This window comes from Hyphomonas sp. KY3 (assembly GCF_017309975.1).
In the GTDB taxonomy this organism is placed as follows: domain Bacteria; phylum Pseudomonadota; class Alphaproteobacteria; order Caulobacterales; family Hyphomonadaceae; genus Hyphomonas.
Map to the genome: position 1 here is coordinate 1,042,390 of NZ_CP022271.1, position 17,797 is coordinate 1,060,186.

Consider the following 17,797-nt stretch of genomic DNA (forward strand, 5'->3'; position numbering starts at 1 on the left):
TTGGCAGACATCTGCCACCGGAGGAATTCCCATGTCATCACTCATCCTGCGCTCCTTGCTGAGCGGCAGCGCCGCAATCATGCTTGTGGGCTGTGCGACCGCTGAACATCATGAGGCCACTGCACCCGACGCCATGACGGTCACTGGCACAAGCGGCACGCAGCTCACCGCTATCCCGCTCGAAACCTTTGACAGCGCCTGGGCGATGACGTTCCTGCCGGATGGCCGCGCACTCGTCTCAGAAAAGGATGGTGATCTCTGGCTGCTGGATACCGCGGGCAAGAAACTGGGCGAAATCGCCAATGTCCCTTCGGTCACGGCAATGGGGCAGGGAGGTCTGGGGGACATCATCGTCCACCCGGACTTCGCTGAGAACGGCACCGTCTTCATTTCCTACGTTGAACGCGATGAGACGGATGAGAGTTTGAGCGGAGCAGCCGTTGAGCGGGCAACGCTGACCCTTACCGCCACGGGCGGCACATTGGAGGGGCGCGACGTGATTTGGCGCCAGACACCAAAAGTGAAAGGCAACGGCCATTACGGCCATCGTCTTGCCATCGCACCGGATGGTCATCTCTTCATCGCCTCAGGAGAGCGCCAGAAATTCACTCCGGCGCAAAATATGGCCATGAATTTGGGCAAGGTCGTTCGTGTCAATCAGGACGGGTCTGTTCCGGAGGACAACCCCTTCTTTGGAAACGGCGCGGTTGCGGACCAGGTATGGACGCTTGGTCATCGCAATCCGCTGGGCATTGCATTTGACGGGCAAGAGCGCCTCTGGGTGGTTGAAATGGGTCCGAAAGGCGGGGACGAGTTGAACCTGATCGTACGGTCCGAGAATTACGGTTATCCCGAAGTTTCTGAGGGCGATCATTATAGCGGCAAGCCGATCCCGACACATGAAAGCAATCCGATTTTCGAGGACCCGGCGATCGCTTGGGTCCCAGCCATCAGCCCGGCCGGTTTGGTATTCTATGATGGAGAGATGTTTGCCGATTGGCAGGGCAATGCATTCATCGGAGGGCTGTCTTCGCAAGCGTTGATCCGCGTTTCCTTCGAGACTGAGCCGACTGACAATCTCGGACAACCGCCCAAGGATGGTCAAACCGAGCCGGTTGCCAGGGAAGCCGAGCGCTATGAATGGGGAAAACGCATTCGCGAAGTCGAGCAAGGACCAGACGGCGCGCTCTATGTTCTGGAAGACAAGGAAGGTGGCCGCCTGATCAAGCTGACACCGGCCGCCGCGAAGTAAAACGATTTCAGCCGGGCCTGTAGGCCCGGCTGTATATGTTTCCGGCGTGATGATTTCTATGCGGTCGCTTTGGTCCGCAGGCTGGCCATCCGGTCGATGGCTGATTCGGCATCGCGCATGATGTCCGCCACGATCTCCGCGACGGGCTTGACCTCTCTCACGCCGCCAGCCGACTGGCCCATGGCGAAGCAGGAGGTGTCCGCATCGAGTTTGGCTTCGTCCGTAATCCCCCCGATGCCGCCAATTACGCCTGTCCGGGTAGAGTGGATGGCCTGGTGCGGGAAGGGCTGAATGTCCTGCGGGCGCGTTTCCCAGTCATTGATATAGTCATTCGTGCGGCAACGCATCGGCTTACCGGAATAGCACCGCGTGCGTGTTGTATCAGTATCGCCCGCGCCGACGACCGTGTCCTTGTACATCTGAGCGGCATGGGCCTCGGTCGAGGCGATGAATCGCGTACCCATCCAGACGCCGCAGGCTCCCAGAGCGAGCGCTGCCGCGAGGCCGCGGCCATCATAAATGCCGCCTGCCGCGATCACCGGAATGTTCACGGCTTCCACGGCTTGTGCCACCAACGGCATCGTCCCCACCAGACCGGTATGCCCGCCGCCTTCGCCGCCCTGCAGGATGACCGCATCACAGCCAGCCTGTTCGGCCTTGATGGCATGCTTCACCGCGCCGCCAACGACCATGACTTTCACATTCGCCTTTTGCAGGCGCTCCATGATCGGCATCGGAACGCCGAGACCGGCTATGAAACTGTCGGCACCATTGTTGATGATGACATCCACGCTTTCTTCAAGGCTTTCCGGACTGGCGGCCAGCAAGTCCACGCCGAAGGGCCGGTCGGTCAGTTCGCGCACGCGCTTCATCTGGCCTTCAATGAAGTCCGGGGTCGTCCCCGCCATGCCGAGCACGCCGTATCCGCCCGCATTGCACATGGCCGCACAAACTTCGGCGTAGGACACACCGCCCATGCCCGCGAGCATGATGGGGTGTTCGGTATTCAACATTTCTGTGAGTGCGGTTTTTATGGCCATGACGGCGTCTCCCTGACTTTATGAACTCTTCTGAAAAGACCGTAATTTGCCGTCCTTGCGTCAACGCAAGGCTGTTTGACCAAGCGCCGTTCTTGGCAGGGAGTGGGGCGCTGATTGGCTCCAAACCTATCCACGTGATTCGGGCGCAAAGCGGAACCGGACCCTGTTTCAACGCGATTGGCGGGTTGAAAGACCATTCGCTTGCGAATCGGAGACGGTGATATTTAGGGGGGAAGGTGATGAAGAAGTGCCCGAATCGGCCCAAATCTGCGCCGTTCGAGCGCGAATTCGCTGTTTTGGGCGCAGTTCGCGCAAAAAGCGCTGCATCAGACCTTCAGCTGAAACCATCTTTGCGTCGTGGTCGGCAGATGTTAAACCTCTGCCCGGTCATCTTTGACCTGAAGTAGGGGAATAAAGCATGAAACAACTCCTGATTATCGGTGCCGCTGCGCTTGTACTGGCTGCATGCGCTGCAGAAGAAACAACGGCTCCTGAAGATACGACGGCTGCTGAATCCATCGAAGAAGCTGCAGATGATGCTGCTGATGCAATGGACGAAGCTGCTGCCGATGCAGGCGACGCGCTCAGCGAAGCTGGCGACGACATTGAAGCGGCTGCGGAAGATGCAGGCGATGCAATGGACGAAGCAATGGATGACGCTGAAGAAGCTGTCGACGACGCTGCGGACGAACTTGAAGAAGAGCCAACCGAGTAATCGGTCTGGTCTTACCAGAATTGAAAAGGGCTGCCCTCGGGCAGCCCTTTTTTTTGTGAGACCAGGCGGTCGATCAGAATTTCTGGTACGCGCCGTCTACCAGCAGCGTATCGCCCGAGTGGAAGCTCGAAGCGTCAGACGCCAGATAGACGGCAATTCCGCCGAAATCCTCCGGCTTGCCCCAACGACGGATTGGAACGCGCGCAATGACCTTGCTGTTGAAAACGTCGCTGTCCTGCGCGCCATCTGTCATGTCGGTCGCGATCCAGCCCGGCAGAATGGAATTTGCGCGGATTTGATAGCGGCCATATTCGACGGCGATGGCATTCATCATGGCGATGAGTCCGCCCTTGGTATGGCCATATGCCTGATTGCGCGCTGCACCCGACAGCGCTGCGAGCGAGGCTGTTCCGATCAGGGAGCCACCTGGATCGCCAGCCTTGGCACGCTTGACCATGGATTTGGCGGCCTCGCGCAAGGTCAGGAAGGCGCCTTCCGAGTTGATGCGTTGATTGAACTGCCACGTTTCCAAAGTCATTTCATGGAAATTGGCCGCGCCGCGCCCAATCCCGGCATTGGCGATACAGGTATCGATTCGACCGTACTCTTCTTCGGTTTCGGCCATGGCCTTCACGATTTGGTCTTCCTCGGCCACGTCGACCTTCTTTGAAGACGCTTTGCCAGTTCCGAGACCTTCGAGCTTTTTGAGGGCCGCAGCGTTGTCATCTTCCTTGCGTCCCCAGATCACGACATCCGCATTGGAGGCAGCGAGCGCTTCGGCCATGCCGAGGCCAATGCCTTTGTTGCCGCCAGTGATGACGCAGACCTTTCCGGCCAAGTTGAATGGGGCGTATGTCATATTGTGTCCTCCGCGACTTTTTTGCTTGGGCAGCAGATCAAGCGGGTGACGTAGGGGCGGTCAAGCTTCGTTTGAGCTGTGAACGATATGGCGCGCGGAATCGATGATGCGACGGGTTTCGTCCCATAGCGGCAAGGTGGACAGCCTGTCAGGACTGATCCACTCGGCATGGGCTGCGTCGTCCCCGGCTACCGGGTTTCCGGATACCCAAACCGCAGCATAGTCGAACAACAGGTAGTGACGGGTCACGTCGCCGGTCTGGCGCGAGGTGAAGATCGCGTCCACGACATCTACCAAGCCCACGAGCCGTGCGGTAATCCCGGTCTCTTCGGCGAGCTCGCGCAACGCCGCAAGCGGCGCGCGCTCGCCCACTTCAATCCGGCCGCCGGGCAGGGACCATTCGCCTTGCAAGGGTTTGGTGCCCCGCTGGATCAGAAGAACATCGTCTCCCCGAAAGCAGACCGTGCCGACCGCCGGGACCACGCTTCTGGAACTGGCGTTTGCCACGCTCAAGCTTCGCAAAGGGCGCGCAGTTTCACCAATTCGGCCTCGAGATGCTGATCCGAGCGTGCGAGCGGGTTACCCGTGCGCTGCTGGATTCGATGGATTAGCGGCATCCTCAGCAGTGGAATGACAGATGGCTCTGTCCCGACGAGCTTGGCCGCGCCCAACACATTCTTGCGCTTGAGTGCGGTCAGGATCTGATCGAATATCACGGCGCGCCGGATCGACTTCAGGCGAGCGGCATGGGCGGCGGTGACTTCCGCGTGTGGGGTCGGCTGGCGGAGCGCTTCGCCGGCCGTCTGTTCGAGCGCGTCCAGAGCCACGGCATCAAGCCGGTGAGATATGGAATTGCCATGCTTGCGATAGAAATACATCACGTCCGGCACGCTCATCATCCGCGCTCCGGTCGATAACAGCCGCACGATCAGATCGTAATCTTCGCCAATCCGCATCGTCTCATTATAGCGAAGCGAATTGGCTTCCAGCGCGCTGCGGCGGATCAGTGGCTTGGCATAACCGAGCTTGCTGCCCCGTCCATAAAGCATGTTCGCCTTGATGTATTCGCTCTCCATGATCCTGGCCGGGCGATCCCGCAAATCCCCCTCGAACATCGTGAAGATATTGGCGGGACCGTCGGACTGGAACACGGCAAGATTGTCGATCAGGATATCTGCGCCGGTGTCTTCGGCGGCGGTCAGCATGCGCTCCAACCGGTCGGGACGGATCAAGTCATCGCTGTCCACGATGGCGACCCAATCGCCTTTGGCCTGCTCGAGTGCGTGGTTGCGAACCGGGGCAGGTCCGCCATAACGCGTGCCGCTGAAGACGCTCAGTCGCGCATCCTGTTTCGCGATTTCCTGGGCAATCTCGACGCTCCGGTCGCTGGACCCGTCATCCACAAGGATCAGTTCCAGCGCCGTATTGGTCTGATTCAGGACGGATCTTATGGCGCTGGCAAGAAATGCCTCGCAATTATAGTTCGCCATGATGACCGAAATCATGGGTTTTTGCGGAATCTCATACGCCACGGCGGCCCACCTGTTCATCCTGCTTGGTTACCCCGCTTTTATCGCAAGGCCTGTGCCAATATCGACCAAAATCGACATGAATACTCAGATTCCTGTTTTGCGGACGTGGCGCCGACCGGACAGGCATCCTACGCCTGTGGTCAGGTCTCATTAAGACCGCACCGGCAAAGTAATATCTCGGTTCAAGTGACAGGAACACCGCCATGGCAAAACAGAAGCAGCGGCAGATCAGCCTCGCGCTCCAGGGTGGCGGTGCGCATGGCGCCTATACTTGGGGTGTGCTCGATCGGCTGATCGAGGAAGATGATCTTGAAATCAAGGCGATCTCCGCGACGTCCGCCGGGGCGATGAATGCCGTCGCATTCTCGGCGGGCATGGCTGAAAACGGCGTGCAGGGTGCGAAGGATACGCTGGAAGCCCTCTGGCAGGGGATCTCCAAATCTTCCCGCAATGTCACGCCTTATGGCGCGCTCAGTCCGATCGTGTTCGCCTATGCCAGTGCCATGTCGAGTCTGGCGAGCCCTTATGACCTCAACCCGTTCAACATCAACCCGCTCCGCGATGTGGTGGAGCAGGTAATCGACTTTTCGAAAGTGGATGAGTCGGGCATCCAACTGTTCCTGTCGGCGACGAATGTCGAATCCGGCCATGTCACCGTGTTCAGTGATGGGGACATCTCCCTCGACGCAGTGCTCGCCTCGGCATGCCTGCCGCAAACCTTCAAGGCCGTGGAAATTGATGGGCAGGCTTATTGGGACGGAGGCTTCATGGGCAATCCCAGCCTCTTTCCCCTGATCTATTCCGGCGCCCCGCGTGACGTATTGCTGGTCATGCTCAACCCGATCCGCCGCGACGGTGTTCCGAAACGTGCCGGGGAGATTCAAGACCGGATGAACGAGATCAGTTTTAATGCCGCCCTGATCGGAGAGCTGCGTGCCATCGCCTTTGTCCAGCGATTGCTTGATGATGGCATGTTGAAAGAGCCAATGCTCAAAAAATACCGCCGTCTGAACATCCATGCCATCAAGGGTGGGCAAGACCTCATGGAGTTCAGCCTAAGGACCAAATACGACACGAGCTGGGACTTCCTGACCAAGCTGAGGGACATTGGCCGGGCGGCGGCGGAAGGTTGGCTTGGCGAATGCGGAGAACTGATCGGCACCAACCAGACCCACCTCGATTTGCGCCGGGAATTCTTCGAGGGCTAGACCCGCTTCAGGAACCAGATCCGCGCTGCGCCATAGTCGCGTGTCTCGACCGGCTCCCATCCGTCTGGCGTGATCGTTTCGTCCGATCCGGTCTCGACCACGGCAAGCGCATTCTCGGCCAGCCATTTTCCAGATACCAGGCCGGCCAGTGCGGGTTCGACGAGGCCCTTACTATAGGGCGGGTCGAGGAAGGCGAGCGTGAAGGGGACGCCGGCGCTGGCGGGCTTCTCGCCCAGATCGGTCGCCGACCGCCGGTGAAGCCGCGTGTTTCCGAACAGTCCCAGTGTTTCGATATTGTCGCGGATAGCGCCGCGCGCGCCATGATCGGTCTCGACGAAAAGGCAGAAGGCGGCGCCCCGGCTCATGGCTTCCAGGCCCAGCGCGCCGGAACCCGCGAACAGATCAATCACCCGCGCGCCGTCGATCTCGGGCGCCCAGTCCGCATGGGCCAGCATGTTGAAGATCGACTCGCGCGCACGGTCTCCCGTCGGGCGCGTGCCCTGTCCCTTCGGCGCAGCAATGGCGCGCCCCTTGTGCTCTCCGGCAATGATGCGCATTCGACAGGCAATCCCTTTACTTTGCGCCCGTGTAAGGCGATCCCATCCATATGACAATTCTCGCTGATCCCATGACCCGCGCGCTGGAACTGGCGCGAGAGGCGGCCGAGGCGGGCGAAGTGCCGGTTGGCGCCGTGGTGGTCGATCCGGAGACAGGCGAGATCGTGGCCGAGGGTGCAAACCGCCCGATTGCCGGGCATGACCCGACCGCCCATGCCGAAATTGTCGCCCTGCGCGCTGCGGCGGCGTCTAGGGGAAATTACCGGCTGACCGGCCTGCACCTCTATGTGACACTGGAACCTTGCGCGATGTGCGCAGGCGCGATCAGCCTTGCGCGGATCGGGAAGGTCGTCTTCGCGGCGTGCGATCCGAAGGGCGGTGCGGTGATTCATGGCGCACGCTTTTTCGAGCAACCGACCTGCCACTGGCGGCCGGAGGTCGAGCAGGACGAGGCAGCGGGCGAGACAGCGAGCGCGCTGCTCAAGGATTTCTTCAAGGCCCGGCGCAGCTGAGGCAAACCAGACAAGGTAATCATAGCGAGGCATGGCGGAACCAGGACACGAGATTCTGATCAAGGACGCAATCGTCTTCCTGTTTGCGGCGGGTGTGGCGGTTCCGGTCTTCCGGTATCTGAAACTGCCCGCCGTGGTCGGATTCATGTTGTCCGGCATCGCGCTTGGCCCTTACGCGTTGGGTTCGCTTTCCCACAATTATCCCATACTCGAATTTGTCTCGATCTCGGAACCGGAAGCCGCCGCGCCCTTTGCCGAACTGGGCGTGCTGTTCCTCCTGTTCCTGCTGGGGCTCGAGTTTTCGTTTGAAAAGCTGTGGGCCCTGCGGCGGGCCGTGTTCGGCGCAGGGGGGCTTCAGGCAGGGATCAGCGCGCTCGCCATCGGTCTCATCGGATGGCAGATCGGCCTGCCGGCAGAGGCCGCCATCATCGCCGGGCTGGCGCTTGCACTGTCGTCGACCGCTATCGTCATGCAGCTGCTGATCGAGCAGAAGCAGGCCGCTCAACCGGTCGGGCGCGCCGCGCTCAGCGTGCTATTGTTTCAGGACATCCTCGTTGCCCCCATCCTGATCTTTGTCGGCTTTGCCAACATAGAGGCCGGTCAGGACGTCACGAAAATTCTGCTCGAAGCCCTGTTCAACGGTGTCATTGCAATCATCGTGATCGTGATCATTGGCCGCTTTGGTCTGCGGCACATGTTTCGCCTTGCGGCGGCGGCAGGCGGACGGGATTTTCTGATGGCGCTGACCCTGCTGACCGTCGTGGGCGCGGCCGCCATCACGGCAACGGCGGGCCTTTCACTTGCGCTCGGCGCGTTTCTGGCGGGCCTGCTATTGGGCGAAACCGAGTTCAAGCATCAGACAGAGGTCGATCTAGAACCCTTCAAGGGCATCTTGCTGGGCCTGTTCTTCATGACGGTGGGCATGGGGCTCGACCTGCCATCGATCCTGTCTCAACCTTGGGTGATCCTGTCCGGGCTCGGCGCACTGCTCGTCCTGAAACTGGTCATCGGTTTCGGGGCCCTGCGTCTGTTTGCCGGGCCGACCCCGATGTCCATCGAGGCCGCCTTCCTGCTCGCGCCTGCCGGGGAGTTTGCCTTTGTCGTGATCGCCGCGGCCACCGCCATAGGCGTGCTCGCCCCGGAGCCAGCCGGGCTGATGGCCGCGATTGCCGGACTCTCCATGTTGCTCATTCCGGTGCTCGGAAAGGTCGGGGGCTTCTTGTCAGACAAGTTGGCCGGGCCCGAACCGGAGCATACGCTGGAAGAAGATTTCTCAAACCTTCAGGGCCACGTCATCATTGCCGGGTTTGGTCGGGTCGGACATGCCGTCGCGCGTATCCTCGCGGCGGAAGACGCCGAAGTCGTCGCGCTGGAACGCAGTACCTTCAATGTTTCGCGTGCCCGCAATGCTGGTTGGCGCGCCTATCTGGGGGACGCCGCGCGACCGGAAATCCTGCATAGCGCAGGCGTCGACGGTGCCATGATGTTTGTCGTTACGGTGGATGACGTTACCGCCGCAGAAGCGATGGTGTCAGCCTTTCACAAATTGCGCCCTGACGCGCCGATTATCGCCAGGGCCCGCGACCATGAACACGCCCGGCGCCTCATCGATGCCGGGGCCCGGTCAGTGATCCCGGATGCCATTGAATCCGGCCTGCAAATGGCCGGACGTACGCTTCATGAGTTCGGATACAATGAAGAAACCATCCGTGACCGGCTGGCCGCCGAACGCGACGAGGAATACGAGCGCGCTGCCATCTGATGGCTGCGTCAGAGCCACCCCGCCGTTTCTGCCAGCAGCCATAGCCCGATTGCCAGGAACAACAGCGCCGCCAACCGTCGCACGAGGCTGAGCGGCACGCGCCGGATCAAGGCTTCTCCGAAATAGACTGCGGGAACATTGGCCAGCATCATGCCCAGTGTCGTGCCGAGCGTGACCAGCATCACTTGCTCGAATTGTGCCCCCAGAGCAATCGTCGCAACCTGAGTCTTGTCGCCCATTTCGACGAGAAAGAATGTGATGAGCGTTGTCAGGAAAGCGCCATTTCGCATGCGGGGGCGTTCATCCTCGTCCAGCTTGTCCGGGATGAGGGTCCAGGCGGCCATCAGGATGAACGACACGGCGATCAGATAGCGAAACCAGTCCCCCTGGAGGAACGTGGCGGCCTGAGAGCCGACCAGTGCGGCCAGAAAATGGTTGGCGAGGGTTGCGGCCAATATGCCGGTGATGATGGTCAGTGGCTTGCGGAACTGTACCGCGAGCAAGACAGCCAATAGCTGGGTCTTGTCGCCGATCTCGGCAAGGGCGACCACGAGTGTGGAGGTGAACAGGGCTTCCATGAGAGACAGTCTCCAGGCCGGGCAAATCTGACGCAATGACACCATCATTCCGTGCCCGGCCCGAGCAGGAATGCGGCGTCATTGGTCTCGCCCGAACGGTGTCCCGTTCCCTTCGCGCCACGACCTGCAGGCCGAGTATGTTGACGCGGAGGCTCGGTCTGTCGACCGACTGGCTACTCCCCAAGTGACCCGCGTCTGTTATAGGCACACTCCTGCCGGCGCAAGTCTCATCCCGCCAATTCTGTCACAGCATCAAGGATCAGAGCCCGCAGCCAGGTCAGGGCAGCATCCTCAGAATTTTCCCGCCGCCAGTAAAGCTCGCTGTCGAGCGCGGGAAAGACGCCGGGCAGGTCATGTGAGACCAGTCCCGGTGATTGCGCGAGCAAGGCAGGTGCGGTGAGCGCAAGATCCGTATACTTCACAATTTCCAGCGCTGGCATATAGGTCGGCAGTCGCATGACCGGCGTGATGCGCGCGCCATGCGACCGGGCGACTTCCTCGACATAAGAACGTCCTTCGCGGCGGCTGGAGACGACGACATGGCGCAACTCCAAAAAGGTTTCAAACGTCATCTGGCGGCCCGAGAGCGGATGGTCTTCCGACACAACACAGACATAAGGCGTCGTCATCAGCGGCTCACGCTCAAGGTCGGTGCCGCGAATGCCTGGGACGTCGATGGCCAGGTCCAGTCGCCCCGAGGCCAACTCGGTGGAGATCGCGCCCCGGTTCAGTTGCGTCCAGGCGATGCGCACGCCGGGGGCAATGTCCTGCAGGCGGCGTGCAAGGCTTGGCGCAATCATGAAGGCTCCGGCATCGCGGGCGGAGATATTGAACACGCGCGTCGAGCGTGACGGTTCAAACGCCGATCGTGGCTCCAGCCCGGCGCGCAACCGGTCAAGCGCGTCGCGCACCGCAGGCATGAGGGCTTCGGCCATGGCCGTGGGCTTCACGCCGCGCCCCTCGCGTACGAAAAGCGGATCCTCGAAATGGGTGCGTAGCCGGGCGAGGGCGTTGCTCACTGCGGGTTGGGTGATGTGCAGCGTCTCGCTGGCCCGGGTCAGGCTGCGCTCGGAATAAACTGCCTCCAGCACCGGCAGCAGGTTCAGGTCCAATGATCTGAGATTCATATGCGCTCCAAACCATCACCAATAGTGATGCATGGGCTTCATATAATAAACTTCCCGAATGGTACAGGACTCGCTAACTTCATTTGCAGAGTAGAGGATCCTGAATGAGCGCGGCGCTGACGCCACAGACAATCAGAGACGTAAGCGCAGTGGCCCTAGAGCCAGCCTGCGGCGCGCATCAGCATGACTGCGCCGACCGCCGTGACCAGATATTTCATGCCCCGCTTGAAGTTCACATCACTCATCCGGTCCAGCACTTTGCCGCCCAATGTTGTTCCCAGCATGGAGAGCGGTGCCGCCGCAAGGATCAGCCAGGCTGGCGGCAGGGATTGCGCGCCCGTCGCCATGATGACCGGGACGCTCCAGAAAATGATCTTCACGAAATGCGCCAGAACCTGCGTCACGGCCTTGGTCGCAACGATTTCGTGGCGATGCATGTCCGTGTGAACGAAGAACTGGTCCATCAACGGCCCGGCCACGCCCGCAACCGTGTTGAGCGCTTGTACGACAAAGCCCGCACCTTCGGCCTGATAGGGTTTCTGGATGTCGAGATCGGCAATCGATTTGGGCAGCCAGACGAGCAAGGTCACCAGCCCCAGCATCAGGTAAACCATCTGCTTGTCCGGGCGCCAGCTGAGCGCGAACAGCAACAGGACCGCTGCGGCAGATCCCAGCGCATAGCGACGAAACACGCTCCAGTGAATATGACGGCGCCAGAGATACGCCCGATATCCATTGGAGACCATCTGGACCGCGCCATGAATGATCATGGCTGTGGCAACCGGTACCAGCGCAGTCAGCACGCCCATGAAGATCACGCCGCCGGCCATGCCGAAGATGCCGGACAGGAAACTGGTGGCCAGCACGGTCACCAGGATGATGGAAGCGGCGAGCGACGTCATGGCGCAGGCCTAGACCGGTTTGCAGGCAAACGCCAAATCTTGCAGCCCTGCCCACATGCGCGACACAAAACATTTCAAAGAAACAATTTGCGGTGCCGTTGCCGCAAGGCCTACCATTCCCCCAACAAGAAAGTCTGAGAGGAGACCCCAAAATGGCGGATACCGAAGTGTCCAAGGACACACAAAACGAGCTCAACGATCTGCGCATGTCAGACGCAGCCGTGCCGCTTTACGAGCATGTGAAAAGCTTCATCAAGGATGTCGTGAATCCCATGAGTGAGGAATTCCATCGCCTTGGCGAAGGAAAGACTGACATCTGGTCCTATGCGCCCGGCCAGCTGGAAGCGCTCGAAAAGGCAAAGGACGAGGCCAAGAAGCAGGGCCTCTGGAACTTCTTCCTGCCGGACGCCGAAACTGGCGAAGGCCTGAAGAACCTCGACTATGCCTATATCGCGGCTGAGCTCGGCAAGAACCCGCTGGCCTCTGAGTCCATGAACTGTTCCGCGCCGGACACCGGCAATATGGAAGTTCTGGAGCGCGTCGGCACGCCCGAACAGAAAGAGCGCTGGCTGAAGCCGCTGCTCGAAGGCAAGATCCGCTCGGCCTTTGCCATGACCGAGCCGGCCCTGCCATCGTCGGATGCCAAGAACGTCTCCATGAGCGCCGTGCTCGAAGGCGACGAGTGGGTCATCAATGGCGAGAAGTTCTACATTTCCGGCGCAGGCGATCCGCGCTGCAAGATCATGATCACCATGGTGAAAACCAGCCCTGACGCCGCCCCGAACAAGCAGCAGAGCCAGATCCTGGTGCCGCTGCCGCATCCGGGCGTCACCATTCTCGGCCCCATGCACGTCTTCGGTGATCCGGATGCCCCGCATGGCCACATGCACATCCGTTTCGAGAATGTACGTGTGCCGAAGGAAAACATGTTGCTCGGCGAAGGCCGTGGCTTCGAGATTTCCCAGCTTCGTCTGGGGCCTGGCCGCATCCACCACTGCATGCGGTCGCTCGGTGCGGCTGAGAAGGCACTCGACCTGATGGTCGTTCGCGGCATGACGCGTCAGGCCTTTGGCCGTGACCTGATCAAGCTGGGCGGAAACCTTGAAAAGGTCTCCCGCGCGCGCATCGAGATCGAGTCCATGCGCATGATGGTGCTGAAGGCTGCCAAGGCGATGGACGTGCTGGGCAACAAGGAAGCTCGCGTCTGGATTTCCATGGTCAAGGCCATGGTGCCGGAACGTGTCTGCGCCATCATTGACGATGCCATCCAGATGCACGGCGCCGCCGGTGTGTCCCAATGGACGCCACTGGCCCGCATGTACGCCAATCAGCGCACCCTGCGCCTCGCGGACGGTCCGGATGAAGTACACCACATGGTGGTCGGCCGTGCCGAAACCCGCAAGTATACGGGCGAAGAGGAAGATCCGGCCATGGCCGCCGTCTGGCGGAAATAGCCTTTGAGGTTCAGAAGAATATTGGAGAAGGGCGGCTTTTTGGGCCGCCCTTTTTGCGTCACGGGTCGAATTCTCGCAATTTCCAGAAAACTCGTTTAATGTGATCCTCTTGGTAGGGAGGACGCTATGATACGCATTTCCAAAATCATTCTGATCCTGTTTGTCGGGCTACAGGGCCTGTTCTACGCGCTCAACAACATCGTCAACTTCGAAGCGGCGACCAGTTTCGTTCAGGGCGTGCTGCCCATGGCAGGCAACGAGGCCTATCCCAACGCCTTCGGGCCCGCAATCTCGTCGCCCGTCCTGATCACGATTGTGCTGTGTTTCATCATTCTCGGGGAACTTCTGGTCGCCGCGTTCTCGCTCAAGGGTGCATACGACATGTTCCGGGTGCGGGGGGGATCAGCTGAAGGTTTTAACGACACAAAGACCTGGGCGATCATGGGGTGTGTCATGGCGCTCCTGGTCTGGTTTGGTCTGTTCATGGTGATCGGAGGCGCCTACTTCCAGATGTGGCAGACTCCGCTGGGCGCTGCTGCGCAAGGCGGCGCGTTCCAGTACGCAATATCGAGCGGCATTGTCCTGTTGTTCGTGAACGCGCCGGACTGACGTCGCCTAGAACGGAACGTTCGGATCGTCTTCGCCGGCGTCGCCGATCTCCAGCCCGGCAAAGTCGAACACGCGCGGGTCGTGCAAATGGCTCGGCCGCACTGTGGCCAGCGCATGCGCCATCACCTGCCGCACGCCGGGCTTCTTGCGTTCCCATTCGTCCAGCATCTGTTTCATCGCCACGCGCTGCAGCCCGTCTTGGCTGCCACATAGATTGCAAGGAATAATCGGAAATTCCATTGCGGTGGCAAACTTGGCCAGATCATCCTCGGCGGCGGTGATCAGTGGGCGCAGCACGAAGACATCGCCCTCATCATTCAGCAGTTTCGGCGGCATTGCGGCCATGCGTCCGCCATGCACGAAATTCATCATGAAGGTTTCCAGCGCATCATCGCGGTGATGACCCAGCACGATCGCCTCACAGCCTTCTTCCCGGGCAATGCGATAGAGAATGCCCCTGCGCAGGCGCGAGCACATCGAGCAATAGGTCCGCCCCGCCTCGACCTTTTCGGTCACGATGGAATAGGTGTCCTCGGTCTCGATCCTGTATTTCACTCCGACCCGCTCCAGCCAGTCCGGCAAGACGTGCTTCGGAAAGCCCGGCTGGCCCTGGTCAAGGTTGCAGGCCACCAGGTCCACCGGCAGTGCGCCTTGCCATTGCAGGTCCAGCAATACTGCCAGCAAGCCGTAGGAATCCTTGCCACCGGAAAGGCAGACCAGCCATTTCGGGCGCGGGGTCTCGCCCGCATCCACCGCGCGCCGGTCGACCATCTTGTAGTCGTCAATCGCCTTCAGCGCGCCGCGCACCAGCCGCTTGCGCAGCTTCTTGAAGCTGACGCCAGACGGCGCATCCGCAAACAGGGGCGGCGCCGCAGAAAAGGAGGAGGTGTCATCTGCCATACGCGCCCTATCTCACGGGCCGGGTTTCCCGCGCAAGCATTTCACGCCGTTCGGCCGAGTTGCGGCGCGTCACATAGAAAATCATGCCATATTCGAAAGGGGGCACATCCGTCCCTGATACACCCTTCGGCGGAATGAAGCGCCAATGCTTCACGCCGTTTTCAAACGACTCGCCATACTTTTCGTTCGGCTTGCTCGAAAGGATTTCGATATCTTCCACGCGTCCATCTGCTTTTAATGTAATCTTCGCACGGACGCTGGCCCCATCAGCCAAGCGGGTTTCCTTGCCCGCGCGCGGTGAACGAACCTCCCGCTTGCGCTCAATGGTCAGGACGATCTCTTCGCCATCCTTGCCAGTGACGGTGAACGTGTCGTCCTCGCTGTCATCCATCTCGGACTGAGTGATCTGATAGCGATTGCGGGCGTTTTCGTACACGCCCTCAGAAGCATTCGGCAAGTTCGGGTAAAGTTCGAGAAAGGCTTTGTAAGACGCGGCGGCCGCCTCGTAATCTTGCATGTCTTCCTGAGCTTCGCCTCTGAGCATCAAGGCGGAGGCGTAGTGTTCGCTTGTTGCCTGCCCAATCGCCTCAAGTGCGCGCATTGTCTTGTTGGTGTAGGCTATGGTCTTTTCACGCTTGCTGCGCGCGCCTTCCAAACGGTGAAACTTCGGCGGCAGCGTCGCCTGTGCCAATGCCATATAGACCCCGACGGCAAAGCCGGACTGGTCCTGACCTATGTCTTCGAGCTCTCGCGCCACATCCTGCAGCTTGTCGAGGCCATTGCCCGGTTTCCCGGCCGACTGAAGCGAGGTTGCGGCCCGCAGCGCGCATTGCAGCGACTGCGCCGCCGCACTGATCGCGCGATACTGGTCTTCGCACTGTTCATACGCTCTGGCCGCGTCTTCATGCGCGTTCTGCGCCGTCAGGATCTCAGCCCGCGAATAGGCCGCAGCGCCCGCGCCTGCCGCATCATTTTCCGCACGTGCCGTGTTATACAGATGGTCGGCAAGGTCCAGCGCCGCCGCCATCAGTGTCTTCTTCATGGGAATCCTCGAAAGCCCTCTGGACCATCAACCTAACGGCGTATGGTGCCGGTTTCAATCCGCGCGATCGGATCAGTCCGCCGCGCCGACCTGTTGCTGGTAGCGGGCCGTAAGTTCGACCAGGGCCAGCGCCAAGGCGTGCCCGGCCAGTCCGACCGTCCACCATATGGTGGGCGTCAGCATGGCATAGCGATCACCTCCAACGGTCAGGCTGATCCCGGCGAACACGATCATGCCGAACAGATAGCTGGCCAGATGGATGAAGAAACCGAGCCGCATGGCGGCGGTCGCCTTGGCGTTCTTCTCCCGGATCATCGTTTCGGCTTCGGTCTTTGCGTCCACCGTCAGCGCCATGACATCGACATTGAATGCCGCCGCCAGCGCCTTCAGGGAGTCGCCAGACGCCTTGTCCCCCGTCTCGATCCGCTGAACGGTGCGCACGCCAATTCCGGCGAGTTCGGCCAGATGTTCCTGCGACCAGTGGCGTTCTTCTCTCCAGCGTTTGATCTTCGCGGCATCTGCATCATACTGCATCTCGTTCCCCTTTCTCCGGGTTGTTTGTAACCTCGATGAAAGTGCGGAAAAACCCCTTGGCCGACCACGTCTTGACGCCGTCACGGCGCCGCCAGAAGCCCGCAAGAGCCCCGTCACAGGGGCGCCAGAGGGCTGTCGAACTCCTATTCTTCCAAGGCAACCGGGTCGCAAGTGGCATCGGAGACGTGTGACGAGACGGGGTGCCAGCCATCATCTGTTCTTCGCAGCGTGTTGGAAGACATGTAACTGTGTCTACAAGGTGTGCCGTCCTCAGCCATGCGCGTGCTCAGGCCGCGTCCGTAGACCAATGCAGAGTCTGGCGTGAGGAAAATGACGTCATCCACTTCAAACACGAAATCCGCCGGCCCGTCCCAGCTGTTTTCGCGCATCCAGTTCACTTCATCGGCCCGGGTGCGGACACCGCCGCCAATCAAGACGAAGTCATCGGCCAGGAATGCCGCCAGTCCATCGGCATCGTTCGCTGCATAGAGGCCGGGCCAGGTGTCTGATTTAAGGGCCCGCAATACGGCCTTTTCCTGTTCGAGATCGGCCTGCGTTGCGCTCGGCACGCTGGTGCAAGCGCCCAACGCGACAAGCAAGCCCGCGAGCGCAAGTCGGGAAACTTCGAACATGGTTCAGTCCTTTCAGGTCCAGCCCCGGCGTCACCCTAGCAAAAGGGGCGCATGGGCCAAGCTGAAAGTCGGCCTAGCGCGCCAGGAAGGGAATGCGGAAGAAGCGCTTGATGCTCCACCAGAAGCGCAGGCGCTTGTTGTTGGGCGCATCATTGCTGCCGCGAGGCACGAGGATGTTGTTCATGCGCGGCTGGTAGCGGCGGATCAGGTCTTCCTCCACGCGCGCCCGGTCCGATTCCTTCTTCAGGACCAGAACGTGCCGCTCGGTCGCGCCGCGCTTCCACCAGGCTTCCCACCAGCGTTCATGGCCGATCAGGCGGCTTTTGAAGTTTGCGGCCTTGCCGATGTAGAGCGGGAACAGGAAGAAGACGAAGCGGCGCTGCACGAAGACATAGATGCCGCCATCATTCGGCAGGCCCTTCGGCGTCAGCGTGATCTTGAAGCGATAGGGCCGGCCAGACTCGCCCCACCAAGTATGCCACCCGAACAATATCCACATATGCGGAGCCCTCCCATTTCGCGCGAAGCTCTCTTGCTACGGTTAATCAGCCGTTAAAATGTGGCGGTTTCGGGGGCCTGAGG

Annotated in this window: 20 protein-coding genes and 1 riboswitch; of the genes, 7 read left to right on the plus strand and 13 right to left on the minus strand. The window is 60.4% G+C overall.

Annotated features, from left to right (window positions below; genetic code table 11):
• The first annotated feature begins 31 nt into the window (after window positions 1-31).
• Window positions 32-1,252, plus strand: coding sequence for a PQQ-dependent sugar dehydrogenase (locus CFA77_RS05360; RefSeq protein ID WP_206992563.1), 1,221 nt, complete (start codon window positions 32-34; stop codon window positions 1,250-1,252).
• A gap of 56 nt (window positions 1,253-1,308) precedes the next feature.
• On the opposite strand, the gene CFA77_RS05365 is transcribed toward CFA77_RS05360, so the two are convergent.
• Window positions 1,309-2,292, minus strand: a complete 984-nt coding sequence (locus tag CFA77_RS05365) for a nitronate monooxygenase family protein (RefSeq protein ID WP_206992564.1) — start codon at window positions 2,290-2,292, stop codon at window positions 1,309-1,311.
• A gap of 418 nt (window positions 2,293-2,710) precedes the next feature.
• Between CFA77_RS05365 and CFA77_RS05370 the strand changes: the two genes are divergently transcribed.
• A complete protein-coding gene (locus CFA77_RS05370) occupies window positions 2,711-3,007 on the plus strand; it encodes a hypothetical protein (RefSeq protein WP_206992565.1) in 297 nt (98 codons plus the stop codon).
• A gap of 73 nt (window positions 3,008-3,080) precedes the next feature.
• Here the strand turns inward: CFA77_RS05370 and CFA77_RS05375 are convergent, their stop codons facing one another.
• Genes CFA77_RS05375 through CFA77_RS05385 form a run of 3 tightly spaced genes read right to left on the minus strand, consistent with a single transcriptional unit; the run spans window position 3,081 to window position 5,398 of the window.
• Window positions 3,081-3,866, minus strand: coding sequence for an SDR family NAD(P)-dependent oxidoreductase (locus tag CFA77_RS05375; RefSeq protein WP_206992566.1), 786 nt, complete (start codon window positions 3,864-3,866; stop codon window positions 3,081-3,083).
• 60 nt (window positions 3,867-3,926) lie between these two features.
• Window positions 3,927-4,373, minus strand: coding sequence for an NUDIX hydrolase (locus tag CFA77_RS05380; protein ID WP_242517496.1), 447 nt, complete (start codon window positions 4,371-4,373; stop codon window positions 3,927-3,929).
• A 2-nt stretch (window positions 4,374-4,375) separates the two neighbouring features.
• Window positions 4,376-5,398, minus strand: coding sequence for a glycosyltransferase family 2 protein (locus CFA77_RS05385; RefSeq protein ID WP_206992568.1), 1,023 nt, complete (start codon window positions 5,396-5,398; stop codon window positions 4,376-4,378).
• Window positions 5,399-5,601: 203 nt separating this feature from the next.
• Between CFA77_RS05385 and CFA77_RS05390 the strand changes: the two genes are divergently transcribed.
• The gene (locus CFA77_RS05390) at window positions 5,602-6,606 is read left to right on the plus strand and encodes a patatin-like phospholipase family protein (protein WP_206992569.1); all 1,005 of its coding nucleotides are present in this window, start codon (window positions 5,602-5,604) and stop codon (window positions 6,604-6,606) included.
• Here the strand turns inward: CFA77_RS05390 and rsmD are convergent.
• The gene (rsmD, locus tag CFA77_RS05395) at window positions 6,603-7,163 is read right to left on the minus strand and encodes a 16S rRNA (guanine(966)-N(2))-methyltransferase RsmD (protein WP_206992570.1); all 561 of its coding nucleotides are present in this window, start codon (window positions 7,161-7,163) and stop codon (window positions 6,603-6,605) included. The genes CFA77_RS05390 and rsmD overlap by 4 nt on opposite strands.
• 50 nt (window positions 7,164-7,213) lie before the next feature.
• Between rsmD and CFA77_RS05400 the strand changes: the two genes are divergently transcribed.
• Both CFA77_RS05400 and CFA77_RS05405 read left to right on the plus strand, forming a co-directional pair.
• Window positions 7,214-7,675 (plus strand): nucleoside deaminase, encoded by a 462-nt coding sequence (locus tag CFA77_RS05400; protein WP_242517497.1) that lies wholly within the window; start codon window positions 7,214-7,216, stop codon window positions 7,673-7,675.
• A gap of 31 nt (window positions 7,676-7,706) precedes the next feature.
• Complete coding sequence (locus CFA77_RS05405) at window positions 7,707-9,437, plus strand: cation:proton antiporter (RefSeq protein WP_206992571.1); 1,731 nt, start codon at window positions 7,707-7,709, stop codon at window positions 9,435-9,437.
• An 8-nt stretch (window positions 9,438-9,445) separates the two neighbouring features.
• On the opposite strand, the gene CFA77_RS05410 is transcribed toward CFA77_RS05405, so the two are convergent.
• The 3 genes from CFA77_RS05410 to CFA77_RS05420 form a co-directional block, all read right to left on the minus strand.
• The gene (locus CFA77_RS05410; protein ID WP_206992572.1) at window positions 9,446-10,015 is read right to left on the minus strand and encodes a TMEM165/GDT1 family protein; all 570 of its coding nucleotides are present in this window, start codon (window positions 10,013-10,015) and stop codon (window positions 9,446-9,448) included.
• 93 nt (window positions 10,016-10,108) lie between these two features.
• Window positions 10,109-10,210, minus strand: a riboswitch (yybP-ykoY riboswitch).
• A gap of 32 nt (window positions 10,211-10,242) precedes the next feature.
• Window positions 10,243-11,142 carry a LysR family transcriptional regulator gene (locus CFA77_RS05415; RefSeq protein WP_034814084.1) on the minus strand — a complete coding sequence of 300 codons (900 nt, stop codon included), beginning with the start codon at window positions 11,140-11,142 and terminating at the stop codon, window positions 10,243-10,245.
• Window positions 11,143-11,297: 155 nt separating this feature from the next.
• Entirely contained in the window at window positions 11,298-12,044 is a 747-nt protein-coding gene (locus CFA77_RS05420) for a sulfite exporter TauE/SafE family protein (RefSeq protein ID WP_206992573.1), read from the minus strand.
• Window positions 12,045-12,196: 152 nt separating this feature from the next.
• Here CFA77_RS05420 and CFA77_RS05425 point away from each other — a divergent pair, with 152 nt between their 5' ends.
• Both CFA77_RS05425 and CFA77_RS05430 read left to right on the plus strand, forming a co-directional pair.
• Complete coding sequence (locus tag CFA77_RS05425) at window positions 12,197-13,498, plus strand: acyl-CoA dehydrogenase family protein (RefSeq protein WP_034814082.1); 1,302 nt, start codon at window positions 12,197-12,199, stop codon at window positions 13,496-13,498.
• A gap of 126 nt (window positions 13,499-13,624) precedes the next feature.
• On the plus strand, window positions 13,625-14,107 hold the full coding sequence (locus tag CFA77_RS05430; RefSeq protein ID WP_206992574.1) for a DUF2165 family protein: 483 nt from the start codon (window positions 13,625-13,627) through the stop codon (window positions 14,105-14,107).
• A gap of 6 nt (window positions 14,108-14,113) precedes the next feature.
• Here CFA77_RS05430 and ttcA read toward each other — a convergent pair whose 3' ends face one another.
• The 5 genes from ttcA to CFA77_RS05455 all read right to left on the minus strand — a co-directional run bounded on the left by ttcA (window position 14,114) and on the right by CFA77_RS05455 (window position 17,714).
• On the minus strand, window positions 14,114-15,007 hold the full coding sequence (ttcA, locus tag CFA77_RS05435; RefSeq protein WP_206992575.1) for a tRNA 2-thiocytidine(32) synthetase TtcA: 894 nt from the start codon (window positions 15,005-15,007) through the stop codon (window positions 14,114-14,116).
• 7 nt (window positions 15,008-15,014) lie between these two features.
• On the minus strand, window positions 15,015-16,049 hold the full coding sequence (locus CFA77_RS05440; RefSeq protein ID WP_206992576.1) for an energy transducer TonB: 1,035 nt from the start codon (window positions 16,047-16,049) through the stop codon (window positions 15,015-15,017).
• A gap of 72 nt (window positions 16,050-16,121) precedes the next feature.
• On the minus strand, window positions 16,122-16,583 hold the full coding sequence (locus CFA77_RS05445) for a helix-turn-helix domain-containing protein (RefSeq protein WP_206992577.1): 462 nt from the start codon (window positions 16,581-16,583) through the stop codon (window positions 16,122-16,124).
• A gap of 143 nt (window positions 16,584-16,726) precedes the next feature.
• Window positions 16,727-17,215 (minus strand): DUF4440 domain-containing protein, encoded by a 489-nt coding sequence (locus CFA77_RS05450; RefSeq protein WP_206992578.1) that lies wholly within the window; start codon window positions 17,213-17,215, stop codon window positions 16,727-16,729.
• A gap of 73 nt (window positions 17,216-17,288) precedes the next feature.
• Window positions 17,289-17,714 carry a GIY-YIG nuclease family protein gene (locus CFA77_RS05455; protein ID WP_206992579.1) on the minus strand — a complete coding sequence of 142 codons (426 nt, stop codon included), beginning with the start codon at window positions 17,712-17,714 and terminating at the stop codon, window positions 17,289-17,291.
• Window positions 17,715-17,797: the final 83 nt, after the last annotated feature.